The following is a 23,230-nucleotide window of genomic DNA, read 5'->3' as shown; positions in this document are numbered from 1 at the left end:
GCGCGCGGACGCTGAAGCGGGTTTGCCGTCAACGCCCGCCGCGCACGAACCCGGGTCAGGTCAGACGCTCGCGTGACGGCGCACCCAGGCCACGTAGCGATCGACGAACGCCTGCAGGAATTTTCGCGTGTCGTCGTTGACGATCTTCCCATCCGCATCGATGCGGCTCGTGTCGTGCTTGATGAACATCTCGGGCTGGCCGAGCGTCGCGATATCGAGGTAGGCCAGCACATTGCGCAGATGCTGCTGCGCCAGCGCCGTGCCGGCCGCGCCCGGCGACGTGCCGAGTATCGCCCCCGGCTTGCCGCTCCACGAATTGTGTCCCCACGGACGCGAACCCCAATCGAGCGCGTTCTTCAGCACGCCCGGAATCGAGCGATTGTATTCGGGCGTGACGAACAGCAAACCCTGCGCCGCTTCGATCTGCTGCTTGAACGCGGTGGCCTCGGCGGGAAACGCCGAGTCGTAATCCTGGCTATAGAGGGCAAGCGCACCGATGTCGGCGAACTCGAACGAGAAGTCGTCGGGGGCCAGCGAGATCACGGCCTTCGCGAGCGCCCGGTTGAACGATTCGCGTCGCAGGCTTCCGACAACCACGGCAATTCGATAAGTCATCACGTTCTCCTTCCGTTCATTTGAGAATCCGGCCGGATTCGTTCGCGAATGCGCCGTAGCGGCCCATTTACAGGCAAACCAGCGCAAGTCCTGACCCGCGGGCGATCGGGGCCGGCTTTCCACAAGGTTTTCCACAGAAACTGTGGATAACTTTTCGGCTGCGCATGCCAGGAAATCGGTATTGCCCCGGCGATCGTGGCCGCAGCCCCCTGCGCCGGGACAGCATAGCGCACAAGTTTGACGATGAAATGCGGTGGGAAATCAGGTCGAAAATGGGGGAAGAAAACGGATGAGAAAGCTGCGACGGGCGATTGCGACCCGACGCAGCAGTTTTTTAAAAACTATAAGAATTATTCGAACAAGGCAGCGACGGATTCCGGGGGACGACCAATCGCGGCCTTGCCGCCGCGCACGACGATCGGGCGCTGCAACAGGATCGGGTTGGCGGCGATTGCCTCATAAATCGCGGCATCACTGACGCCTTCAGCGCCGAGCCCGAAATCCTTGAACGGAGCTTCATTGTCGCGAACCATGTCGATCAGCGGACGCCCGAGTTGATCGTGGAGCACCTTCAACTCGGCGACGGTCGGCGGCGTCTTCAGATACTCGACGACCTGTACGGCTTCGCCAGCCTTGTTCAAGGTATCGAGCAGCGCCAGCGTTTCGCGGGACTTCGAACAACGTGAGTTGTGGTAGATCGTGATCATTCAGGTGGGCTCACCAAGGAAAACAGGATGGGCGCCTATTGTAGCGATGCGGCGGGGGAGGGCAGTTTATGCGCATAAACCGATCCATTTTCCACCATCGATACAACGAGCCAACTGCCGCCAGGCGCCAAGCCAGCCATCTTTATGCGCATAAACCTCCCCCGAATGGCTAAATCTTGAGCCGACGCACACTTAAAGATTGAAATAAGAAATTCATCGGGTAAAATTTCGACGACCAAAACAGGAGTGAAAATTGGCAGCCGAAATCATTGCGGTCACTCAGCAGAAGGGTGGTGTGGGCAAAAGTACTATCGCCATGCACCTCGGCGCGGCATTTCATGAGAAAGGTAAGCGCGTCCTCGTCGTCGATGCCGACGGCCAAAACACACTCATCCACTGGTCGAGCGCGGCAGGGGAGAGCGACAACGGTATCCCGTTTCCGGTCGTCAACCTCGCTGAAGCCGGTGGGCAGATCCACCGTGAGATCAAGAAGTTCATCAACGACTACGACATCATCGTCGTCGATTGCCCTCCGTCGATCACCGAAAAGGTCTCCGGTGTCGTGCTGCTGGCAGCCACGGTTGCCGTGATTCCGACGTCGTCGTCGCCGGCCGATTACTGGTCGAGCGTTGGCCTGGTGAAACTGATCCAGCAAGCGCAGGTCATGAATGAAGACCTGCGCGCGGTATTCCTGCTGAACAAGACCGAAGAGAAACGCATGCTGACGCGAGAGCTGAAGCGTGCGATTGAAGAACTTGGCTTCCCGCTGCTGAAGACCCAAATCCCGACGCGCGAAGCCTACAAGCAGGCGATGGCGCTGGGGCAGACCGTCCTGCAGATGAACGATCGTGGCGCACGACTTGCCGCAGCAGAAGTTCGCGCATGTGCCGACGAAATCGTCGCCATGCTGCCCTGAGTTTATGCGCATAAAGGACCCTGAATGAAACCCTCCCAATTTGCCAAAGGCTTCCAGGCGCGCCCCGATACCACCACCAGTGAGAAGCGCACGGCGCTCGATCGGCTCAATGCGATCGACGGATTGGTGAAATCGGACACGTCCACACCGGTAAAAGCACCGAAGAAGGACATCCCCGTCACGATCGTCGCAACGCCCGCGACCGAGGAGTCGGCCGACGAATCCGCGCAATATCGCGCGTGGCGCAGCGAGAACCACTATCAGTCAGGCCAGATCATCGAGCTGCCGCTGAAGGCGATCAAGGCCAGCCCGTTCAATCCGCGCCACTTCTATCTGAAGTCGTCGATCGCCGAACTGGCCGTCAATTTGGCGAAGCAGGGGCAGCAGCAGGCGATCCACGTGATCCCCGACTATGAAAACCCCGGCACGTTCTTCGTCAGCGACGGCGGCCGCCGCGTTCGCGCATTGAAGGAAGCGAACAAGGATTCGGTGAAGGCGATCGTGATCGACATCCCGATCGGCATCGAAAGCTACAAGCTTGGCTACGACCTGAACGTCCAACGCGATTCACAGACGGTGTTCGATAACGCAGTCGTCTGGCGGCGCTTCATCGAAGAAAGCCATTTCCAGAGCCAGAAGGAACTGGCCGAGCACCTCGGCATCGACGAATCGACCATTGCCGTCGCGCTCTCGATCGGCAAATTGCCGGAAGCCGTGATGCAGGAGATGGTCGCGCGCACCGACCGTTTCGGTTCGAATATGGCGTATCAAGTCGGCCGTTATCACACCGCGCGCGGTACCGATGCCACGCTGCGGTTGATCAGCAAAATCCTGGCCGACGACCTGAGCACACGCCAGGTGGCCGACATCGTGAAGGGCAGGGCGAACGCGCAGGAGAATACGAAACCGGCCGGCCGGCAACGTTACGCGCAACGCCACGAGATCAAGATGAACGGTTCGACGGTCGGGGATCTGAAGTCCTACGGCGACGACCGGCTCGAGCTGCGTCTGCGTGGGCTGTCGCGGGAAAAGCGCGACGAAATCTTGCAGCAACTCGAAAAGATGCTGCTCAACTGAGCGAGCACGGCGCCTGATAACTGGCGCCGGCTCCGCCAACACCCCGAAGTCCGATCGGACCTCGGGGTGTTTTTCTTTGTGGTGTAAAGAAGGGGAGCGGACCCGCCGCACAACGTTGACAGCACGGCACCGCAAAAAGCACAAAGGCCGAGCCTGCCATTCGCAGGGTTCGGCCTCCGGATATTTCGCTACGCGTTTCGGCGCCATCGATCGGCAAGGTGCCGATTCAGCGGCTCGTGAAATCAGGCCGCGCGCGAGTGGGTCAACGTGAATGCCAGCAGATCGCCGTCGGTCGGTTCGCCCCAGGTCTTGAGCGCAAGCCAATCGAAGAATGACGTTTCGACGAGCTTCGATTCGAGACCACGTCGGCGCCAGTCGTCGCGCAGATGCGAGCCGAGCGCCGGCAGCACATCGGTCTCGAACGAGTTGCGCGCGAGATCGCGCGCATCGTCGCCTTGTTCCTCGTACAGCGCCTTGGCTTCCTTGCGGCGGTACGCATCGTATTCGCCACGCAGGCGCGCCTTCGGATCGTCGGCCGCGCCCGACGCCATCGACGTGAGCTTGCCCGCGGCCGTACCCGGCAGCGCATCGGGATCGGCCACCGGCGGGGCATAGCCTTTCTTCAGTGCGTCCTTGAACAGGGCACCGGCGCTGCGCACCGGCGGCAACGTCGTGCTGCGCATGCGTTGCTCGGTCATCTGCAAGGCCGCGCGAATCCGGTTTTCCTCGCTGTCGGCGTAGAGCGTTTGCGCTTCCTTCAACGGGATACCGAGCTTGACCATGCGGTCGACGAGCGTGCTGTCGAACACGTTCGGATGCTCGTCGAGCGCCAGCATCGGCTGCTTGCGCTCGGACACGCGAAACTGGATTTCAGCCACGCGCCGGCCTTCGCGATGTTCGATCAACTCGACGAAGATGTTCGTGACCGCGTTGACTTCGGCGATCGCCGGGCGCAAGTAATCACGCTTGAAATACTTGTACTCGCGCTTTGCCTCGTCACCGGCTTCCGTATCGGGCGTGCCCGACAGGATCGGGCGCCACCACTCCCACGGCTCGCGCATCGTCAGATGGCTCGGGTTCGTCAGATAGCGCACGCAGATTTCATAGAGCGCCAGGCCGGCGCTGCTGCGCAATTGGCTCTGGAACTGAAGGCTCAGGCGAGCGTACTGCACCGGGTCGAGCAACTTCTTCTTGATCTTCGGTGCGAACGAGAATTCCACCCAGACCCGGCGCGTAGCCGGATCTTCGAGAATTTCCGCATCGGCGATCAACGTGGAAATGCCCCACTTGCGACCGGGCTTCTGGCTCGACGTGCCGGTGCTCCACTCGACCTGGACCGACACCATGCGACGCAGGTGCTCCTTGACGAGCGCGGTGTCGTTGGAATCGAAGGCGGAGTTCGCGACGATATCGGACAGCAAGGCCCGATACGTGTCGCCGGAATCGTCGGCTTGCTGGGCAACGGCGAGCAGCACGTTGAACAGCTTGCGCGTCAGCAGGGTGATCTTGCCGCTCTTGGGCTGGATGGCGATCGCCTCGACCGCCTTTCGCAACTCGGCGGAGCTGGCGTTCACCACATCGACATCGGTTTTCTTCGCGCGCTTGGTGGTCGTGGCCATGCTTCGGATCGGACAGGGTAAGTTTCCCGCAAGGATAGCGACTGTGGTGATACGCGTCTATACACGCCAACTCACCTTGGGGGGTGAAGTCGGGCGATTCGCATCGCCTCACCCCAAGCGAATTCCTGCAAAAGCTCACCGGTGGAAAAGCCGACCGTGCGCGCCTCACCTTTGCTGTCGCGGGTGACGCGGACGCGCATGATAGCCGCACCGATCCGAAGCCGTCGAGACCTCTCCCGGATTTCCTCACCTTAAAAATTTTCTCGTGGACATCCGGGGAAAATTCTGCACAGGAAATCAGGGCAGTGGCGGGATAAATGAGCGCAATCGGAGGGCTGTGTCCGCTATCCGAGGAAGCGCGCTGTGCTGTGGGCACAGGATCGCGGCGCCGGCCGTGCGCGCGGCGGGCTACCGAGGTGATGCAAGCATCACCGACGCAATCGTGAACGCTCGAACCGCCAGATCGCCACTCGCGCCGTGGCCCGACACAGGTGACGGTGCCCTGGCGGCGTCACGGCAAGCTCACCCTCAAGCCGTTGCACGCTGCTCCCGCTCCACAGGGCGCAAGTCGCACCGATGCAAGCGAACCGGTTCCCGACCGAGGCTTGTCCCGCTCACCGTTCCTGTGAGAGATCACGAGTGTGTCTTCGCTCTCGCACAGCGCCCTCGGTCGGCCTCTGCAAGCCTGGGGCAATGCCAGGGCCTTCGCCTTGTCTCACCAGCCCGTCATACGGCCCCATAGCGCTCCTCGAACGTAACGGAACCAGGCACGCCCTCACAGGGCTCTCCCCGGGGAGTTCACAGTGCCCCATCGGCCTCACCGTTGGGCGGCCCCTCAGCCCTGGAGTGAGCACGCGCCTCACTCTCGACACCGATCTGCGCCACCGCCTCTCGTTCGGCCGCGATTCGCTCTCCTTGCACAGCCCCGCGCGACAGCCCCGTCCCATCCTCCCAAACCCGCCAAACGCCCTGCCAGCAAGGGTTGTCCACAGCCTCACGGCTTCTCGAAACAACCCATCGCCACCACATCCGCACAACAGCTCCCGAAAAATCTCACCTTTCGCGAATCACAGGTGACCCCGGGCATCCAGGCAAAAGCACCGACATACGGGGCCTCACAGCGCCATCGATCCCGAAAAACCTCACCTTTGCCACAAACAGCCGATCACCGAAGCGCGCTCCGAACGTCCCGAAAAATCTCACCTTGGCAAGGAGAGGCGATAAAATCATCAATAATTTCATACACTTAGCCTGTATCAGGCAATGCAGCAGCCATTTCTCGAAGATCCCGGAAATGCTCACCTCAACGCCAAGCGTCGAGATCCTGGCCACCCCCAATGCCCCCGAAAAATCTCACCTGTCACGAAATTTGCGGCGAAAAGCGCAGCGTAAATCCCTGTATCGGCGCGGGTTTACGGCTAAGTGGACGCCCACTGCACCCGAAAAGCCTCACCTTATGCATTTTTTGGCCTGTGAAACGGTCCCGAAAAGTCTCACCTCAGCCTATTTTTGGCGACTTCTACACGACTCCCGAAATCCCTCACCTCTGGCCGAGCTGGCGCTGAAATTGCAGGCATCGGCTCCTGAAAAACCTCACCTCAAGCCTGTGCCGGGCCTCAAGACGCCCAAATACGGTACTTTTTCCCGTAAAAGCTCACGTCACCTGGGCGCCAGGTCCCGAGAAACCTCACCTATGCCCAATAAATGGGCAAATCGGCGCTGGAATTCGGCCTCGACCCGCCCCCCGCAAAGCCTCACCTATGGGTTTACGTCACAGAACCGTTCGATTCAGGCACCATGCGGGATCGCCCCGGCAAGGCCTCCCGAAAAGCTTCACCTTTCGTACCAGGCCAAAAATGCTGTGCTCCTGAATCCGCTCACGATCTTTCCCGCAAGCCCTCACGCTCGCCCCCGAACTCCATCACTTCGCGTCCCGGAAAAGATCACCATGCATCCCGTAAAGCTTCACCTGATCGGCGGGAATCCCTTGTCCAGTAAGGCTGTGCGGTGGCGTTAACGTTTTTAACAAGGGTTTCAAGGGTGTTTACTTCTATTACTCTCTACTAGGCGCCCCGCGAGTCGTCTGAAACATCTTCCTTCTTCCACCTCCGCTGTGTGAAACATCCCCAAATATTTGGAAAGCACAGCTTAGGTCTATAGAAACAATGGCTTAGCCTCGATTCTTCGTTTTGTTTCACGGATTTTCATGAGGTAGATGGATCCACAGCGACTGTGGAACGCAAGAAGCCAGGCTGTACAGCACCACTGTGGTATTTCGAACGGATCAGTATCAATTGATACGTGTTTCGTTATGATTGACACATTCGTGTTTTCCTATGGCTTCCCCCATGACCCTCGACGACATTCGTCAATCGATACGCGACGAGCTCGATGCCCTGCGCAACAGCGGTGCGCGCCGGCAAGATCTCTCGCTGCACGCCTGCAAGCGCCTCTTTTTCGATCTCGGCATCCGACCGTCGGCCGCCAATGTGCGTGATCTGACCCAGACGGGCAGCGCCAGCGACATTCCGAAAGACATCGATTTTTTCTGGGAGCGAATCCGTTCGGCATCGAAGGTGCGCCTCGACGGCAGCGCCTTACCGAAATCGCTCGAAGGAAAAGCCGGAGAATTGCTCGGTGCACTCTATGAAGCCGCGTTGAGCGAAGCGCGGGTGGCACTTGAAGGCGAACGACAAGCCGCAACCGACGAAATCGCGGCCGCTGCGCAGCAGGTGCGCGACGCACATATTCGCCACGAAACGCTCGAAGCCGCACTGGCGCGAAGCGAGAACCGTGCGGAACAATTGCAGGCGAAACTCACCGAAGCCGAAATCGAGCGCGCCACGGCCTCGACCCACGGCGCCGCGCATCAGGATTCGCTGCAAGCGCTGACCCAACGGCTCGAGAACGAAAACGAATTGCTGAACAAGCGTTTCGAAGCCGAACAGCAACAAAATGCGTCTTTAAGGGAAAGAATTGACGCTTTGCACGTCGAATCTCGCCAAAACACCGAACATTACGCGCAGCAAATCAAAGATGCGGTGGCCGAGGCCGAACGCCGCGTCAAACCGATGCTCGTCGAGCTCGATTCGCTGCGCAGCATGGCTGGCACGTATCAGGCGGGGTTGCGTGACGTGAACCGCAAGGAATTTGAATTCCTGCAGCAATTGAGCGCGACAAAATCGCGGGCAGATCGGCTTGACGAACAACTGCGCGGCCAAGGTGACGAACTGAGCGCCGCCACGCGGGAAATCGAAACCTTGCGCGCGGCACAGGGCGTACCGCCCGAAATCGCGGCGCTGTTGCAGCGCCTCGCCGTCGCCGGTCAGCTCGACACAGCGGCGTTTGCCGCAATCGGCGTGTCGGTGGACGCCCATATCGGCGTGCCGGCGCATTGCCCGAAGTGCGAAGAAGGCGAACCGGAACTCTCGAGCACGTCCGACGGCTTCGAATTACTGTGCCCCGAGTGCGACCACACGTCGGGCGACTGTGCTTCGCGCTTCGAAGCCGTCGCACAGTTCAATAGACGGGCCGGTTGATATGCGCTGTGGCGCGAAAGGTGAGGAAAAACGGGAGGCCAAAGGTGAGGTCTTGCAGGACCTGATCGATCACGGATTCAGGCCAGACGCAGGCTTTCGGCCGGCAACGCTACCGATTCGTCCGTGCGGTTCGACACTTTTTCGAGATTTTCCCGCCAGGTTCGCCAGGCGCGATGCAGGCGATTGGCCGACACCGGTTGCATGAAGCCGAGCCAATGGCCGACGCGCTCCGGCTCCACGCCGTTTTCGAACAATTCGGCCGCGAACGTGTTGCGCAGGGTTTGCGGGCTGGCGCGCTCGACGCGCGACGCGGCGATGTCGGCCGCCTCGATGATGGCATCGACGGCGCGCAGCATCGTGGCCTTGTGCATCGGCCCGCCGGCGAGCGAGGACGGAAACACCAATTCGCCGGGAATATTGCAGCGGCGGCGTTCGGCCAGCCAGGCATCGAACAGCGCGATCGCGAACGAGGACAGATGCGTTTCGCGCTCGAAATCCGGATGGGCGGACGGAATCCGCACAGTCGGCTCGCCGGTTTGAATGCAACTAATGGTAATGACGCGGGCTTCGCCGGTTTTCAATCCGCCGCCCAGGAATGCGGCAATCAGCGCCCGGTCGCGGCGCTCTTTCCATTGCGACATGCCGGCCGCCGGCAACGGCGAAAACAGATAGGCGAGCAAGGCCGCGCGCTCGGACGGCAACAGGAAACTGGTGGGCTCGTTATCGCGTGCGCGGCGCCACGTTGCTTCGCCATCCTGAGCGATGAAGCGCGCCGGGTTGGTCGAGCCGAATTCATTGCGCCGCACGTGATCGAGCACGCGCTCGATCAACCGTAAATAACGGACCCGTTGCGTTTTCTTGATCGGCAGCTCGCCGACGAAACGGGCGATCGCCTGCGTGTCGACAGTGGCCAGCGTTTGCTGCCGTTCGCCGAGCCAGGTTAGAAACGCACCCCACTGCGCACGATAGACGTCGGCCGACGAACGGCGGAAATCCTGCGTGGCGAGCCAGGCGTCGAACGACGCATCCGGTTGGGCGACCCAGTCCGCTTCGCTGCCGTCGAACAGATCGCGTTCGGCGCTCGCGTGCGTTCCGGCAGGGGAAGGTGTTGGGTGAGACATGAGTGTTAATCCGTTAGTTGCTAAATGAGCGTAGTGCATCGCGCCGTGAATATCCAGGGGCACTCGCTCCGACCGCGCGGTTTCAACCGCCCCAGATCCGCACGCGCCGCGGGCGCGAGGTCGGCACCGGATCGGCTGGGCCGAGCAGCGGTTGCCGCAGCGAGGCCTCGAACGCCGCCACGGCGTACGACAACACCGCCGGCAAGGCATTCGATTGCGCGACGTCGATGGGATCGTCGGTTTCGGGAAATTCGAAATCCACCGGCCGTTCGAACAGGCAGCGGATGAATGGGTCGTGCCGCGCGGCAAAACCGAGATCGGCCAGCGCTTCGGCCTCGATGGCGTGCAGCAGCCGCCAGGTCAGCGGCACTTCCAGCCGGATGTAGCGCGTGGCGATTGCGCGGACGATCGTCTCCATATCTTGCGCCGCAGCCTTGAAGCTGAGCGCGGCCAGGTCCTGTTCGGTCATAGCGGCTCCCTCGTGAGCATGTACTGTACAAACATACAGTACATTGCGCAACTGCCGGATACGACAGGACGGGCGCGGGATCTCAGCGATGGATCACGATCAGCAGGGCCTTGGCCTCGCCGCGGCCGGCGTTGCGGATGGCGTGCGGCGCGTCGGCCGCGTAGCGCGCGGTTTCGCCCGTCTTGAGCCGGCGCGCGTGGCTGCCGGCCTCGATTTCGACCGAGCCGGCCAGGACCGTCAAGTGCTCGCGCGTGCCCGGCTCGTGCGCGTTGGACACCAACGCGCCGCCGGCCGGCAGCGTCAATTCGTACCACTCGAAGCGGCCGGCCAGCTCGATCGGCCCCCACACGCGCAACTGATATTGGCTGTCGTGGCCGGCCAGCGTCGGAATGTCGTGCTGTCCATCCACGCGGATCGTCTCCGGCGATTTCGGCGGTGCGAACAACTCGTCGAGGCTGATGCCGAGCGCGTTGGTCAGGCGCCAGGCCACGGCGATGGTCGGATTGGCCTTGTCGCGTTCGATCTCCGAGAGCATCGATTTCGACACGCCGGCCGCACGCGACAGGTCGTCGAGCGTGAGCTTGCGTTCGTTGCGCAACCGCTGGATCGTCTCGCCCACGCGCGGTGGCGTGGTGGCGGCGTCGGCCGGGGGCAGCGACGCGCGGCGCGTGCCGGAAGAACTTGCCATTTAGATTCCGTTCGCTTAGAGTCCGTTCGATATCTCGAACTCGTGTTCGAAATACAGGAAAAATACGATAAACCCAACGGGCGACTATAACAGTAGCAGGCCGCGCGGCCGCCGCCACGAGCGCAAGCGCCGCGCGCCACGACCCATTCAGGAGCGAACAGATGCGTGATGCCTTCCTCGCCCACGTGCGCGGGACAATCGACCAGATCCGCGCGGACGGTTTCTACAAGACCGAGCGCGAGATCGCCAGCCCGCAGGCCGCCGACGTGACGCTGGCCGGCGGCGCCGGCGTGCTGAATTTCTGCGCGAACAACTATCTCGGCCTCGCCAACGACCCGCGCCTGGTTGCGGCCGCACGCACCGGCCTCGAGCGCGACGGCTTCGGGATGGCCTCGGTGCGCTTCATCTGCGGCACGCAGACGGTGCACAAGCAACTGGAAGCCGCGCTGTCCGCATTCCTCGGCACCGACGACACGATCCTCTATTCGAGCTGCTTCGACGCGAACGGCGGCCTGTTCGAGACGCTGCTTGGCGAGGAAGACGCGATCATCAGCGACGAGCTGAATCACGCCAGCATCATCGACGGCGTGCGCCTGTCGAAAGCCAAGCGCTTCCGCTACAAGAACAACGATCTTCAGGATCTCGAAGCAAAGCTGATGGAGGCCGATGCGGCCGGCGCGCGCTTCAAGCTGATCGCGACCGACGGCGTGTTCTCGATGGACGGCATCATCGCCGACCTGAAGGGCGTGTGCGACCTGGCCGACCGCTACGGCGCGCTGGTGATGGTCGACGATTCGCATGCGGTGGGCTTCATCGGCGCACAGGGGCGCGGCACGCCCGAGCATTGCGGCGTGGCCGATCGCGTCGACATCATCACCGGCACGCTCGGCAAGGCGCTGGGCGGCGCATCGGGCGGCTACGTGGCGGCACGCAGGGAAATCGTCGAATTGCTGCGTCAACGCTCGCGCCCGTACCTGTTCTCGAACTCGCTCGCGCCGAGCATCGCCGAGGCGTCGCTGGCCGTGCTCGAACTGCTCGCCAGCGGCGAAGGTGCGCGGCTGCGCACGCGCGTGCGCGAAAACGGCGCGCATTTCCGCCAGCGCATGAGCGAGGCGGGCTTCACGCTGGTGCCGGGCGAACACCCGATCATCCCCGTGATGCTCGGCGACGCGCAGGTCGCCACATGCATGGCCGATGCGCTGCTGGCCGAAGGCATCTACGTGGTCGGGTTCTCGTTCCCGGTGGTGCCGCGCGGCCGCGCCCGAATTCGCACGCAGATGAGCGCGGCGCATTCGCTGGAGCAAATCGACCGCGCCGTCGATGCGTTCGTGCGCGTCGGCAAGACGCTCGGCGTGATCTGAGGAGAACGAAGCATGAAAGCGCTGGCGAAACTCGAACGCGGGCCGGGCCTGCGGATGACCGACGTGAAGAAGCCCGAGGTGGGCCACAACGACGTGCTGATCAAGATCCGTCGCACGGCGATCTGCGGCACCGACATCCATATCTGGAAGTGGGACGACTGGGCGCAGAAGACGATCCCCGTGCCGATGCACGTCGGTCACGAATACGTGGGCGAGATCGTCGAGATGGGGCAGGAGGTGCGCGGCTTCGAGATCGGCGATCGCGTGTCGGGCGAAGGGCACATCACCTGCGGCTTCTGCCGCAATTGCCGCGCGGGGCGGCGGCACCTGTGCCGCAACACGGTGGGCGTGGGCGTGAACCGCGAAGGCGCGTTCGCCGAATACCTGGCGATCCCGGCGTTCAATGCGTTCAAGATCCCGCCCGAGATTTCCGACGATCTGGCCGCGATCTTCGACCCGTTCGGCAACGCCACGCACACCGCGCTGTCGTTCAACCTGGTGGGCGAGGACGTGCTGATCACGGGCGCGGGGCCGATCGGCATCATGGCCGTGGCGATCGCCAGGCATGTGGGCGCGCGCAACGTGGTGATCACCGACGTCAACGATTACCGGCTCGGCCTCGCGCGCAAGATGGGCGCGACGCGTGCCGTGAACGTGTCGCGCGAATCGCTGCGCGACGTGATGCACGAACTGCACATGACGGAAGGCTTCGATGTCGGCCTGGAAATGTCGGGCGTGCCGAGCGCGTTCACGAGCCTGCTCGATGCGATGAACCACGGCGGCAAGGTGGCGTTGCTCGGCATTCCGCCCGCGCAGACGGCGATCGACTGGAACCAGGTGATCTTCAAGGGCCTGGAAATCAAGGGCATCTACGGGCGCGAGATGTTCGAGACCTGGTACAAGATGGTCGCAATGCTGCAAAGCGGGCTGGATCTGTCGCCGATCCTCACCCACCGCTACGCCGTGGACGATTACGAAGCCGCCTTCGCGGCGATGCTGTCGGGCGAGAGCGGCAAGGTGATTCTCGACTGGACGGTTTGATCGGCGCGTGGCTTGCCGTTGACGAAAAATGCCGGTGCATCGCTGCACCGGCATTTTTCATTGAAGCGCGGCGTTTTGCGATGCGTTCAGCCGCGCCGCTTGCACGACGACACGGTCACGACGCGCGGCCCTGTGTCCTGCAGCGCGATCGGCAGCGCCGTGGGCCGGCACAGCAGTGCGCTGTCGTAGCCGCGCCCGGCGAAGCGGACGATGTCGGCGATCTCGAAACCAAGGCTGCGGTAGAACGCGATCAGGTGCGAGGCCGGATGCGGCGTGTCGAGCGCGAGCCGCGCATGGCCGCGCGAGGCGGCCCAGCGCAGCGCGAACGCCACCAGCGCACGGCCCACGCCGCGCCCCTGCCACACCGGATCGACGCCGAACTGGCGCAGGCTCGCCACGTCGCGGCATCGGTAGACATCGTTGGTGGCGGCGGCGTCATGGTCGTGCAGCGTCATCGTCGCGACGATATGGCCGCGGCAGATCGCGACGAAGCAGGTGCCCGCCAGCGCGCGCTGTCGCGTGGCCGAGGCGGGCTGGTCGACGCACGGGCAGTTCAGCCCCATCGCGCCGAGCCGCGCGAACGCGCGGTGCAGCAGGTCGGTCAGCGTGTCGTAACCGTCGAGCGCGGGATCGAAGCGCCGCAGCACGATGCGATCGTGCGGGGTCGGCACGTAGCCGGCGGGCCGGGCGGTGGACGGAACGGGGGCGAGGCGGGGCGTCGACATGGCGTTTCCTGAACCGGGATCGATGGTTCGCAGTGTAGGAACGCGCGGCCGCGGCGATCAAGAAAAAATGTCGTAAACGCGGCGGCGTGACAAGCCCCGCCGCCGCGCCCGCAAGCCTTACTGGGCGGGGCTGGTCGCGCTGCTTTCGGCTTCCGGCGGCAGGCTTTCGAATTCGCCCTCGATTCGCACGCGCACGTCGTCGCCGACGGCCGGATACCAGGTCGGGATGCCGAACGCCGAGCGGCTGAAGCTGCCGCTCGCCGAGAAGCCGAGCGTGGGCGCCTTGGTCAGCGGATTGCGGCCGTAGCCGTTGAAGGTGGCGTCGAGCGTGACGGGTTGCGTCGTGCCGCGGATCGTCAGGTTGCCGCTCAGTTTGCCGGTGTGGTCGCCGGTCGGTGTCCAGCCGGTGCTCTCGAAGCGGATCGCCGGATAGCGCGCAACGTCGAGCGCATCGTCGCCCTTCACGATGGTGTCGAGCGCCGGCACGTTGGTGTCGAGGCTGGCGGCGTCGATGCTGGCCGACACCTGGCTCGCGGCCAGGCCGCCGGCGCGCCAGTCGAGCACGGCGCTGGCCTTGTCGAAGCGCATCGTGAAGCGCGAATAGCCGAAGTGCGAGACGTCGAAGCTGACGCTCCAGTGGTGCGGATCGAGCGTGTAGCGGCCGGCCGGCACGTTCGCCACGTCGGTCGACACATGATGCGTGAGCACCGCCACCGGCGTGCAAGCCGCCGCCAGCGCCATCGCGCCGGCCAAAACGCCCTTCAGCGCAAGCCTGCGCGTGTCGGAATACCAAGCCATGCCGTCTCCTTGAAGTGTCTGCGCACCATAGCGCGAGCCGCACGGCTTGACAAAGGAGAATGATCGTTCTACCTTGTGCGGCATGAACGATACGACACGACGATCCTCAGCGCTTTCTCAAGGCGCCGACGCGCCATCGGGCGGCGCGCGCGAGCGGCTGCTGGAGGCGGCCGAGCAACTGGTGTACGCGGGCGGCATTCATGCCACCGGCGTCGACGCGATCGTCAAGCGCTCGGGCGCGGCGCGCAAGAGCTTCTACGCGCATTTCGAATCGAAGGAAGCGCTGGTGGAAGCGGCGCTGTTGCGACGCGACGATCGCTGGATGGCCTGGTTCATCGGCGGCACGCAGCAGCGCGGCGCGACGCCGCGCGCGCAGTTGCTGGCGATGTTCGACGTGCTGCACGAATGGTTCGAGCAGCCGAATTTTCACGGCTGCGCGTTTCTCAACGCGGCCGGCGAGATCGGCGACGTCGAGGACCCGATTCGCGGCGTGGCGCGTTATCACAAGGAGCGCCTGCTGGCGTTCGTGCTGGAAACGTGCGAGGCCTATGCCGACGTGCACGGCGTGGCGGCGAGCGAAGCAGCACCGTTGGCGCGTCAGTGGCTCGTGCTGATCGACGGCGCGATCGGCGTGGCGCTCGTCAGCGGCGAGGCCGCGGCGTCGCGCGACGCGCTCGCGGCCGGCGAGGTGCTGCTCGACGCGTTCGAGGCGCGCGCGGCACGGGCCGCCTGACGGTTTGATGCAGAGGCCTTGCCGCGCTGGATACCGGTGGCAAGGCAGGAATATCTGCCGGCGGTTGCGCGGCAGCCTATTTGGCAATCCTTAATAAAAACGCAGTCCCACGAAACCAGGAGCAAGCGATGTCCGAAGTCAGCGAAGTCCGTCCGCCGGTGCCGCCGTTCACGCGCGAAACCGCCATCCAGAAAGTCCGCGCCGCCGAAGACGGCTGGAACTCGCGCGATCCGCAGCGCGTGTCGCTCGCCTATACGCGCGACAGCAAGTGGCGCAACCGCGCCGAATTCGTGACGGGCCGCGAAGAGATCGTTGGCTTGCTCACGCGCAAGTGGGCGCGCGAGATCGACTATCGCCTGATCAAGGAGCTGTGGGCGTTCGAAGGCAACCGCATCGCGGTGCGTTTCGCCTACGAATGGCACGACGATGCGGGCAACTGGTTCCGCTCGTACGGCAACGAAAATTGGGAGTTCGACGAGAACGGCTTGATGGCGCATCGCCACGCCAGCATCAACGATCTGCCGATCCGCGCGCAGGACCGGCTGTTCCACTGGCCGCTCGGCCGTCGCCCCGACGATCACGCAAGCCTGTCCGATCTCGGTTTGTAAGGTGCGCGGGCGTGTTGCCGGCGGCTCACCCGAGCGAGTTTCACGGCAACACGTTCAGCGCAACTAACGACTTGCCTATCGATGCGCGCGCAAGCATTGTCGGTGCGCGTTGCATGACGATGCCACTTCACCTTTCGCAGTGCGCGCATCGTTATCCGTTAGCGATTCACGCTGACGCAGCTCACCTTGAATCGCGCCAACACCGCGTCGTGTCGTTTAAAGGTGAGGGAATTCGGGAGTCAGCCTCGGTTGAGGTGAGGTTTTTCGGGATATGGTAAGCGGTGCGTGATAAACAGCGTTGCACGTCACCGCTCGCATCGGCACACCACGCGGCACAGAAAAAAAGGGCGAATCGTTGCAAAACGATTCGCCCTTTTTGCCGCGCGTGAAACATGAAACGTGAAACGCGTCAGGCTCTCATCGCTTCATGCGATCACGCCAGCAGTTGCGCGACCACCGCCTCGCCCACTTCCTGCGTGCTGGCCTTGCCGCCCAGGTCGCCCGTGCGTGGGCCGTGCTTGAGCACATGCTCGATCGCCGCGAGGATCGCGTCGTGCGCCTCGCGTTCGACGCCGGCGCCGTGGCCGAGGAAGTCGATCATCATCGCCGCAGACCAGATCATCGCGATCGGGTTGGCGATGTAGCGGCCCGCGATGTCGGGCGCCGAGCCGTGCACCGGCTCGAACAGCGACGGGAAATCGCGGTCCGGGTTCAGGTTCGCCGACGGTGCGATGCCGATCGTGCCCGTGCAGGCCGGGCCCAGGTCGGACAGGATGTCGCCGAACAGGTTCGACGCCACCACCACGTCGAAGCGGTCCGGGTTCAGCACGAAGCGCGCGCAGAGGATGTCGATGTGCTGCTTGTCGACCTTGATGTCGGGATAGTGCTGCGCCATTTCGGCCGCGCGCGCGTCCCACCACGGCATGCTGATCGCGATGCCGTTGCTCTTGGTCGCGACCGTGAGCTGCTTGGCGCGCGTTTGCGCCAGGTCGAAGGCGAACTTCATGACGCGTTCGGTGCCGATGCGCGTAAACACCGCCTGCTGCACGACGAATTCGCGCTCGGTGCCTTCGAACATGGTGCCCCCCACCGCCGAATATTCGCCCTCGGTGTTCTCGCGCACGATCATGAAATCGATGTCGCCGGGCTTGCGGTTCGCGAGCGGGCTGGGCACGCCCTCGAACAGGCGCGCCGGGCGCAGGTTCACGTATTGGTCGAATTCGCGGCGGAACTTCAGCAGCGAGCCCCACAGCGAGATGTGGTCGGGCACTGTGTCGGGCCAGCCCACCGCGCCGAACAGCAGCGCATCCATGCCCGACAACTGGGCCTTCCAGTCGTCCGGCATCATCTGGCCGTGCTGCGCGTAGTAATCGCAGCTGGCCCAATCGATATGGGTGGCCTCGAAACGAATCCCGAACCGCTTGGTGACCGCATCCAGCGCGCGGATGCCTTCCGGCATGACTTCGCGGCCGATGCCGTCGCCCGGAATCACCGCAATCTTGTAGACCTTCTCGCTCATCGCCAGCGCTCCTCGTCCTGATGGTTCGCAGCCCGATGCCATCGGGCGAAAAGTGCGCGGCAACTGGCCGTGTCGCGCACCGCATGACGGCATTCTATTGATTCCGTTACGGATTAGAATCGAGTTCCGGTTAAACGACCTTACACACTTCGTGAATAATCCCGTGACCAAGGCGCCCAATCTCGACGACCTGCGCGTGTTCAGCGTGGTCGTGCGCTTCGCCAGCTTCAGCGCGGCGGCCGAGCAACTGGGCGTGTCGCCCGCCTATGTGAGCAAGCGCATCGCGCTGCTCGAAACCCAGCTCGGCACGCGGCTGCTGCACCGCTCCACGCGGCGCGTGGCCGTGACCGATTCGGGCGAGCGCGTGGTGGCCTGGGCCGAGAAGATTCTCGACGATGTCGATCATCTGGTCGAGGACGTCTCGATCACGCGCACGGTGCCGCGCGGCACGCTGCGCATGTCGAGCAGCTTCGGTTTCGGGCGGCACGTGCTCGCGCCGGCGCTGCTCGATTTCAGCGAACGCTATCCGCAGATCAATGTGCGGCTCGATCTGTTCGACCGGCTCGTCGATGTGGCCGCCGAGCGTTTCGATCTCGACGTGCGGATCGGCGACGAGATTGCCGAGCACCTGATCGCCAAGCGGCTCGCGTCGAACTACCGCGTGCTGTGCGCGTCGCCCGCGTACCTCGCGCGGCATGGCGCGCCGCGCCAGATCGCCGATCTCGGCGCGCATCAGTGCCTGGCGATCAAGGAGCGCGATCACCCGTTCGGCGTGTGGCGGCTCACGCAGCGCGGCGAGACGAGTTCCGTGAAGGTGGGCGGCGCGCTGTCGACCAATCACGGCGAGGTGGCCGTGCAGTGGGCGGTGGCCGGGCGCGGCATCGTGCTGCGCTCGATCTGGGAAGCGGGGCCGCTGCTCGATAGCGGCGCGCTGAAGCGCGTGCTGCCCGACGTCACGCAGCCGGCCAATGTGTGGGCGGTGTATCCGGCGCGGCTGGCGACCTCGGCGAAGGTACGCGTGTGCGTCGATTTCCTGACGGAAGCGTTCGCGAGCTGGAGCGCGCAGGCCTGAGGCCACGCGTGGGGCGCGACGAACGCGGTTCGCTGGCGAGGCGCGCGGTGAAGAAACCCCTGGCAAACACGTCACCATCGCGCTTCACCGCAGTGTGAGGCGAGCGGGTTTCGCGCCGTGCCACGCGCGAATTCGCTTGCCGACCCACAGGCGATGATTGCCACCGGCCCCAGCGTGCGCATGCGTCATCCGCTGTCTGCGGGCGCAAAGGTGATACTTTTCGGGACCCCATCGGCATTGCCGTCGTGGAGTGCGTCAGGGTGCGCACGCCGGCTCACCGCAACGCTTCGGGATGCGCCCGCACGACGAGGCAATCTGCCTGCAAAGGCCGTCTGGCGGGCGTCAGCGCCGACTGTTGCACAGCAGGCCGTGCGATGCGTGCCGGGAACAGGGTGAGCGCACTCACCGTTGCGCGCGCACGCAAATCGCCGCGCGGGAGCGAAAGGTGAGGTTTTTCGGGAGCTTGAAACGCTGTGCTTTCAGGCGTCGGGATGGCTCGTGTCGTGCGCCTGTTGCAGGCGTTCGCGGCTCTTGCTCAGGTGCACGCGCATGGCCGCGCGCGCATCGTCCGGGTCCTGCCGCTCGATCGCGTGATAGATCCAGCGGTGCTCGTCGAGCACGCTGCGCAGCCGGTCGATCTGATCGAGTTCGGCGATTTCCGCGCTGCCGAGCCGCGTGCGCGGGCTGACCGAACGGCCAAGCTGGCTCAACACATCGACGAAATAGCGGTTGCCGCTCGCCTGCGCGATATGCAGATGGAATTCGATGTCGTGCGCGAGCGTGTCGGTGCTGCCGCGTTCGAGCTCGGCCGCGAAGCGTTCGAGCGCGAGCTGCATCTGCCGCAGGTTCTGATCGGTACGCCGCTTCGCTGCGTGCGCCGCCGACGCCGCTTCCACATCCATCCGGAATTCGATCACGGCCATCGCGTCGAGCATGTTCGACAGATCGGCCACGGGCAGCCGCATGGGCGCGTCGTTTTGCGGCGCGAGCACGAAGGTGCCCACGCCGTGCCGCGTCTCGACCACGCGCGCGGCCTGCAGGCGCGAGATCGCCTCGCGGATCACCGAGCGGCTCACCGACAGCTGTTTCATCATCGCGACTTCGGTCGGCAGCCGGTCGCCCGGCCGCAACGCGCCGCGGCGGATTTCTTCGGACAGGGAGGTGACGACCTTCTCGGACAGGCTGCTCATGGACGGGTGTGGGCGGAAGCGGTGTTGAAACGGATTGAGGAAAACGGGACGGACCGCAATGTCATCGGATGTCCCGAATCCCGGCATCATAGCCGCAAACCCCGGCAATGAGGCCGTTGCAGGCCGATTCGACGGCAGATATGGGGAAATCACGGACAGATCGCTGCCGTTCAAGCGCCGGCCACATCATGCGATCTCATCGGACAACATCTCGCCTTCGTTGTCAGACGAGATCATACGAGCTATCGGTAATTCGATGTTGTCTGATGTCCTAGCAGGGCAATGGGTGAACCCCTGTCAACGCCCTGAAAGCGTCCTGTCAAACCCTTCGGCGTTGAATCGAACGATTTCAGGGTTAACGCGGCTAACGAGCGTGGAGGTTGTCCGACTACAATGTTGTCAGACGACGTATCACAGAAAATCGCCAGCGTGCGACTCACGGTGTTGCGTCCTGTCGTTAAGGCCGGTCACGGCCGATTCAGGAGACATCGTTGACAGCAGCTCTCGGTACGGCAGCGGCCCCGCTCGATTCGGCGGTCGCGAAGGTAATGCGGCATGTGATGCCGCTGTTTCTGATCATGTTCATCGCGAACTACATCGATCGCGTGAACATCGGCTTCGTCAATTCGCACATGCATGCCGATCTCGGCATTGGCGCGGCGGCCTACGGGTTCGGCAGCGGCTTGTTCTTCGTCGGCTATGCGCTGTTCGAGGTGCCGTCGAACCTGCTGATGCAGAAGTTCGGCGCGCGGGCGTGGCTGACGCGGATCATGGGCACCTGGGGCATCGTCGCCGCGGCGATGGCGTTCGTGCAGAACGAACAATCGTTCTACGTGCTGCGCTTCCTGCTGGGCGTGGCCGAGGCCGGCTTCTTCCCCGGCGTGGTGTACTACTTCACGCAGTGGCTGCCGCAATCGTCGCGCGGCAAGGCCGTGGCGATCTTCCTCGGTGGCTCGGCGTTCGCGTCGGTGCTGTCCGGCCCGATCACGGGCAGCCTGCTGTCGATCAGCGGCTTCGGGCTGAAGGGCTGGCAGTGGATGTTCCTGATCGAAGGCGGCTTCTCGATCCTGCTGTGCGGCGTGAGCTGGATGATGCTGAAGTCGCGCATCGACGACGCGCCCTGGCTGACGGGCGAGGAAAAGCAGGTGCTGCGCACCACCATTGCGGCCGAGCAGACGGCGCGCGACGCACGCGGCAACGCGCACGTGCCCACCCTGAAGCTGCTGCGCGATCCGCAGATCCTCCTGTTCTGCTTCCTGTATTTCGCGATCCAGTTGACGATCTACGCGGCCACGTTCTGGCTGCCGACCATCATCCGCAAGATCGGCGGGCTGTCCGATTTCCAGGTCGGGCTGCTCAATGCGATTCCGTGGCTGATCGCGATGGTGGCGATGTACGGTTTCGCGATGGCGTCGGCACGCTGGCGCCACCAGCGCGCGTGGATGGCCACCGCGCTGGTGATCGCCGCGTGCGGGCTGTTCGCGTCGACCACCAGCGATCCGACGCTGTCGTTCGTGGCGATCTGCTTCGCGGCGATCGGCTTCAAGGCGGCCTCGTCGCTGTTCTGGCCGATTCCGCAGGGCTATCTCGATGCCCGCGTGGCGGCCGGCGTGATCGCGCTGATCAACTCGCTCGGCAACCTCGGCGGCTTCTTCGCGCCGGCCGCGTTCGGGTATCTGCAGCAGCACACCGGCTCGATCAAGGGCGGCCTGTACGGGCTGGCGGTCGCCTCGCTGATCGCGGCGGTGGCGGGCTTCTTCGCCCGCAGCCGGCCGGCCGATTCGACGCAGGGCGGCGGCACGCTGCAAAGCCGCTCGCAGTAACGCCCGGCTCATGCATTCATGAACGAGTGGCGGCGCGCGAGCCGCGCCGCCGATTTTCAAACCGTTTTTCCAGCGCCGATGCCGGCGCCTTTTTCAGGTAACGCACCATGTCATCGAATTCCGTCCAAGCGAACGCCACCCCTGTCGTGACCGAGCTGCGCGTCGTGCCGGTAGCCGGCCGCGACAGCATGCTGATGAACCTGAGCGGCGCGCACGGCCCGTTCTTCACGCGCAACATCGTGATCCTGCGCGACAGCAGCGGCCACACCGGCATCGGCGAAGTGCCGGGCGGCGAGGCGATCCGCAAGACCATCGACGATGCCCGCGAGATCGTGGTCGGCCAGTCGATCGGCAACCTGCAGGCCGTGCTGAACCGCGTGCGCTCGGCGTTTGCCGATCGCGATGCCGGCGGCCGCGGCCTCCAGACGTTCGACCTGCGCACCACGATCCACGCCGTCACCGCGCTCGAGGCCGCGCTGCTCGACCTGCTCGGCCAGCACCTGAACGTGCCCGTGGCGGCCCTGCTCGGCGAAGGCCAGCAGCGCGACGAAGTGGAAATGCTCGGCTACCTGTTCTACATCGGCGATCGCAACAAGACCGACCTGCCCTACGAGAACGGCGCCGCCGGCCGCGACGATTGGGAACGCCTGCGCACCGAAGTCGCGCTGACGCCGGACGCCGTGGTGCGCCTGGCCGAAGCCGCGCAGGCTCGCTACGGCTTCAACGATTTCAAGCTCAAGGGCGGCGTGCTGTCCGGCGACGAGGAAATCGAGGCGGTGATGGCGCTGGCCGAGCGCTTCCCGAACGCGCGCGTGACGCTCGACCCGAACGGCGCGTGGTCGCTGGCCGAAGCCGTGCGCCTGTGCCGCGACATGCACGGCGTGCTGGCCTACGCGGAAGATCCGTGCGGCGCGGAAAACGGCTATTCGGGCCGCGAGGTGATGGCCGAGTTCCGCCGCGCCACCGGCCTGCCGACGGCCACCAACATGATCGCCACCGACTGGCGCCAGATGGGCCACGCGATCCAGTTGCAATCGGTCGACATTCCGCTGGCCGATCCGCACTTCTGGACCATGCAGGGCTCGGTGCGCGTCGCGCAGATGTGCAACGACTGGGGCCTGACCTGGGGTTCGCATTCGAACAACCACTTCGACGTGTCGCTGGCGATGTTCACGCACGTGGCCGCCGCGGCACCGGGCAAGATCACGGCGATCGACACGCACTGGATCTGGCAGGACGGCCAGTTCCTGACGCAGGACCCGCTGCAGATCGTCGGCGGCAAGGTCAAGGTGCCGGCCAAGCCGGGCCTCGGCATCGAGCTGGACATGGATGCGCTCGAACGCGCCAACGCGCTGTACGAACAGCACGGCCTCGGCGCGCGCGACGACGGCATCGCCATGCAGTACCTGATCCCCAACTGGAAGTTCGACAACAAGCGCCCGTGCCTGGTGCGCTGAGCGCCGCCCACGACCGTTCGAATTTGCCCATCACTCTCGACTTTGAAGCAGGCAACGCCATGACCACGCCGCAAGAACTGAAGCAGATCATCTCCGAAGGGCTGCTGTCTTTCCCCGTTACCGATTTCGACGCGCAAGGCAATTTCCGCGCC

20 protein-coding genes and 1 pseudogene are annotated in these 23,230 nt (G+C 63.9%); 11 read left to right on the top strand and 10 right to left on the bottom strand.

Annotated elements, in window-relative coordinates; translation table 11 throughout:
* Positions 1 to 60: 60 nt before the first annotated feature.
* Together ACYP33_RS00175 and arsC are read right to left on the bottom strand one after the other, a co-directional pair.
* Positions 61 to 615, bottom strand: a complete 555-nt coding sequence (locus ACYP33_RS00175) for an NADPH-dependent FMN reductase (protein ID WP_414440577.1) — start codon at positions 613 to 615, stop codon at positions 61 to 63.
* A gap of 350 nt (positions 616 to 965) precedes the next feature.
* The gene (arsC, locus tag ACYP33_RS00170) at positions 966 to 1,322 is read right to left on the bottom strand and encodes an arsenate reductase (glutaredoxin) (RefSeq protein WP_459618870.1); all 357 of its coding nucleotides are present in this window, start codon (positions 1,320 to 1,322) and stop codon (positions 966 to 968) included.
* 253 nt (positions 1,323 to 1,575) lie between these two features.
* Here arsC and parA point away from each other — a divergent pair, with 253 nt between their 5' ends.
* Both parA and ACYP33_RS00160 read left to right on the top strand, forming a co-directional pair.
* On the top strand, positions 1,576 to 2,238 hold the full coding sequence (gene parA / locus ACYP33_RS00165) for a ParA family partition ATPase (RefSeq protein WP_414440579.1): 663 nt from the start codon (positions 1,576 to 1,578) through the stop codon (positions 2,236 to 2,238).
* Positions 2,239 to 2,262: 24 nt separating this feature from the next.
* A complete protein-coding gene (locus ACYP33_RS00160; protein ID WP_459618869.1) occupies positions 2,263 to 3,315 on the top strand; it encodes a ParB/RepB/Spo0J family partition protein in 1,053 nt (350 codons plus the stop codon).
* Between the two features lie 242 nt (positions 3,316 to 3,557).
* On the opposite strand, the gene ACYP33_RS00155 is transcribed toward ACYP33_RS00160, so the two are convergent.
* On the bottom strand, positions 3,558 to 4,934 hold the full coding sequence (locus tag ACYP33_RS00155) for a replication initiation protein (RefSeq protein ID WP_414448765.1): 1,377 nt from the start codon (positions 4,932 to 4,934) through the stop codon (positions 3,558 to 3,560).
* Positions 4,935 to 7,282: 2,348 nt separating this feature from the next.
* On the opposite strand from ACYP33_RS00155, the gene ACYP33_RS00150 reads away from it, so the two are divergent.
* The gene (locus ACYP33_RS00150; RefSeq protein ID WP_459618868.1) at positions 7,283 to 8,473 is read left to right on the top strand and encodes a DNA-binding protein; all 1,191 of its coding nucleotides are present in this window, start codon (positions 7,283 to 7,285) and stop codon (positions 8,471 to 8,473) included.
* A 77-nt stretch (positions 8,474 to 8,550) separates the two neighbouring features.
* Here ACYP33_RS00150 and ACYP33_RS00145 read toward each other — a convergent pair whose 3' ends face one another.
* The 3 genes from ACYP33_RS00145 to ACYP33_RS00135 form a co-directional block, all read right to left on the bottom strand.
* Positions 8,551 to 9,594 (bottom strand): tyrosine-type recombinase/integrase, encoded by a 1,044-nt coding sequence (locus ACYP33_RS00145; protein WP_414448763.1) that lies wholly within the window; start codon positions 9,592 to 9,594, stop codon positions 8,551 to 8,553.
* Positions 9,595 to 9,676: 82 nt separating this feature from the next.
* Positions 9,677 to 10,063, bottom strand: coding sequence for a DUF2471 family protein (locus ACYP33_RS00140; protein ID WP_414440583.1), 387 nt, complete (start codon positions 10,061 to 10,063; stop codon positions 9,677 to 9,679).
* Positions 10,064 to 10,145: 82 nt separating this feature from the next.
* Positions 10,146 to 10,751, bottom strand: coding sequence for a helix-turn-helix domain-containing protein (locus tag ACYP33_RS00135; protein WP_414440584.1), 606 nt, complete (start codon positions 10,749 to 10,751; stop codon positions 10,146 to 10,148).
* A 161-nt stretch (positions 10,752 to 10,912) separates the two neighbouring features.
* Between ACYP33_RS00135 and ACYP33_RS00130 the strand changes: the two genes are divergently transcribed.
* A complete protein-coding gene (locus tag ACYP33_RS00130) occupies positions 10,913 to 12,112 on the top strand; it encodes a glycine C-acetyltransferase (RefSeq protein WP_459618867.1) in 1,200 nt (399 codons plus the stop codon).
* Between the two features lie 12 nt (positions 12,113 to 12,124).
* The gene (gene tdh, locus ACYP33_RS00125) at positions 12,125 to 13,153 is read left to right on the top strand and encodes an L-threonine 3-dehydrogenase (RefSeq protein WP_414440586.1); all 1,029 of its coding nucleotides are present in this window, start codon (positions 12,125 to 12,127) and stop codon (positions 13,151 to 13,153) included.
* Between the two features lie 86 nt (positions 13,154 to 13,239).
* Here the strand turns inward: tdh and ACYP33_RS00120 are convergent, their stop codons facing one another.
* Positions 13,240 to 13,878, bottom strand: coding sequence for a GNAT family N-acetyltransferase (locus ACYP33_RS00120; protein WP_459618866.1), 639 nt, complete (start codon positions 13,876 to 13,878; stop codon positions 13,240 to 13,242).
* Between the two features lie 117 nt (positions 13,879 to 13,995).
* The gene (locus ACYP33_RS00115; protein WP_459618884.1) at positions 13,996 to 14,619 is read right to left on the bottom strand and encodes a YceI family protein; all 624 of its coding nucleotides are present in this window, start codon (positions 14,617 to 14,619) and stop codon (positions 13,996 to 13,998) included.
* A gap of 139 nt (positions 14,620 to 14,758) precedes the next feature.
* Between ACYP33_RS00115 and ACYP33_RS00110 the strand changes: the two genes are divergently transcribed.
* Positions 14,759 to 15,409 (top strand): TetR/AcrR family transcriptional regulator, encoded by a 651-nt coding sequence (locus ACYP33_RS00110; RefSeq protein ID WP_414448760.1) that lies wholly within the window; start codon positions 14,759 to 14,761, stop codon positions 15,407 to 15,409.
* A gap of 128 nt (positions 15,410 to 15,537) precedes the next feature.
* A complete protein-coding gene (locus ACYP33_RS00105; RefSeq protein ID WP_414448759.1) occupies positions 15,538 to 16,017 on the top strand; it encodes a nuclear transport factor 2 family protein in 480 nt (159 codons plus the stop codon).
* Positions 16,018 to 16,450: 433 nt separating this feature from the next.
* On the opposite strand, the gene ACYP33_RS00100 is transcribed toward ACYP33_RS00105, so the two are convergent.
* Positions 16,451 to 17,536 (bottom strand): tartrate dehydrogenase, encoded by a 1,086-nt coding sequence (locus tag ACYP33_RS00100; protein WP_459618865.1) that lies wholly within the window; start codon positions 17,534 to 17,536, stop codon positions 16,451 to 16,453.
* Between the two features lie 163 nt (positions 17,537 to 17,699).
* Here ACYP33_RS00100 and ACYP33_RS00095 point away from each other — a divergent pair, with 163 nt between their 5' ends.
* Positions 17,700 to 18,608 (top strand): LysR substrate-binding domain-containing protein, encoded by a 909-nt coding sequence (locus ACYP33_RS00095; RefSeq protein ID WP_414448757.1) that lies wholly within the window; start codon positions 17,700 to 17,702, stop codon positions 18,606 to 18,608.
* Positions 18,609 to 19,087: 479 nt separating this feature from the next.
* On the opposite strand, the gene ACYP33_RS00090 is transcribed toward ACYP33_RS00095, so the two are convergent.
* A complete protein-coding gene (locus ACYP33_RS00090; RefSeq protein ID WP_414440592.1) occupies positions 19,088 to 19,798 on the bottom strand; it encodes a FadR/GntR family transcriptional regulator in 711 nt (236 codons plus the stop codon).
* Positions 19,799 to 20,289: 491 nt separating this feature from the next.
* On the opposite strand from ACYP33_RS00090, the gene ACYP33_RS00085 reads away from it, so the two are divergent.
* The 3 genes and pseudogenes from ACYP33_RS00085 to ACYP33_RS00075 form a co-directional block, all read left to right on the top strand.
* On the top strand, positions 20,290 to 21,621 hold the full coding sequence (locus tag ACYP33_RS00085; protein WP_459618864.1) for an MFS transporter: 1,332 nt from the start codon (positions 20,290 to 20,292) through the stop codon (positions 21,619 to 21,621).
* Between the two features lie 107 nt (positions 21,622 to 21,728).
* The gene (gene gudD / locus ACYP33_RS00080) at positions 21,729 to 23,078 is read left to right on the top strand and encodes a glucarate dehydratase (RefSeq protein WP_459618863.1); all 1,350 of its coding nucleotides are present in this window, start codon (positions 21,729 to 21,731) and stop codon (positions 23,076 to 23,078) included.
* A 59-nt stretch (positions 23,079 to 23,137) separates the two neighbouring features.
* Positions 23,138 to 23,230, top strand: a pseudogene (locus ACYP33_RS00075) (5-dehydro-4-deoxyglucarate dehydratase); the annotation flags it as partial.

The organism is Burkholderia sp. 3C (assembly GCF_054589155.1).
This window is presented reverse-complemented; position numbering and strand designations above follow the sequence as displayed.

What these genes read in the sequence shown, in the direction of transcription:
- ACYP33_RS00175 (WP_414440577.1), bottom strand. Translation starts at nt 615, where the DNA reads ATGACTTATCGAATTGCCGTGGTTGTCGGAAGCCTGCGACGCGAATCG.
- arsC (WP_459618870.1), bottom strand. Translation starts at nt 1,322, where the DNA reads ATGATCACGATCTACCACAACTCACGTTGTTCGAAGTCCCGCGAAACG.
- ACYP33_RS00160 (WP_459618869.1), top strand. Translation starts at nt 2,263, where the DNA reads ATGAAACCCTCCCAATTTGCCAAAGGCTTCCAGGCGCGCCCCGATACC.
- ACYP33_RS00155 (WP_414448765.1), bottom strand. Translation starts at nt 4,934, where the DNA reads ATGGCCACGACCACCAAGCGCGCGAAGAAAACCGATGTCGATGTGGTG.
- ACYP33_RS00150 (WP_459618868.1), top strand. Translation starts at nt 7,283, where the DNA reads ATGACCCTCGACGACATTCGTCAATCGATACGCGACGAGCTCGATGCC.
- ACYP33_RS00145 (WP_414448763.1), bottom strand. Translation starts at nt 9,594, where the DNA reads ATGTCTCACCCAACACCTTCCCCTGCCGGAACGCACGCGAGCGCCGAA.
- ACYP33_RS00140 (WP_414440583.1), bottom strand. Translation starts at nt 10,063, where the DNA reads ATGACCGAACAGGACCTGGCCGCGCTCAGCTTCAAGGCTGCGGCGCAA.
- ACYP33_RS00135 (WP_414440584.1), bottom strand. Translation starts at nt 10,751, where the DNA reads ATGGCAAGTTCTTCCGGCACGCGCCGCGCGTCGCTGCCCCCGGCCGAC.
- ACYP33_RS00130 (WP_459618867.1), top strand. Translation starts at nt 10,913, where the DNA reads ATGCGTGATGCCTTCCTCGCCCACGTGCGCGGGACAATCGACCAGATC.
- tdh (WP_414440586.1), top strand. Translation starts at nt 12,125, where the DNA reads ATGAAAGCGCTGGCGAAACTCGAACGCGGGCCGGGCCTGCGGATGACC.
- ACYP33_RS00120 (WP_459618866.1), bottom strand. Translation starts at nt 13,878, where the DNA reads ATGTCGACGCCCCGCCTCGCCCCCGTTCCGTCCACCGCCCGGCCCGCC.
- ACYP33_RS00115 (WP_459618884.1), bottom strand. Translation starts at nt 14,619, where the DNA reads ATGGCGCTGGCGGCGGCTTGCACGCCGGTGGCGGTGCTCACGCATCAT.
- ACYP33_RS00110 (WP_414448760.1), top strand. Translation starts at nt 14,759, where the DNA reads ATGAACGATACGACACGACGATCCTCAGCGCTTTCTCAAGGCGCCGAC.
- ACYP33_RS00105 (WP_414448759.1), top strand. Translation starts at nt 15,538, where the DNA reads ATGTCCGAAGTCAGCGAAGTCCGTCCGCCGGTGCCGCCGTTCACGCGC.
- ACYP33_RS00100 (WP_459618865.1), bottom strand. Translation starts at nt 17,536, where the DNA reads ATGAGCGAGAAGGTCTACAAGATTGCGGTGATTCCGGGCGACGGCATC.
- ACYP33_RS00090 (WP_414440592.1), bottom strand. Translation starts at nt 19,798, where the DNA reads ATGAGCAGCCTGTCCGAGAAGGTCGTCACCTCCCTGTCCGAAGAAATC.
- gudD (WP_459618863.1), top strand. Translation starts at nt 21,729, where the DNA reads ATGTCATCGAATTCCGTCCAAGCGAACGCCACCCCTGTCGTGACCGAG.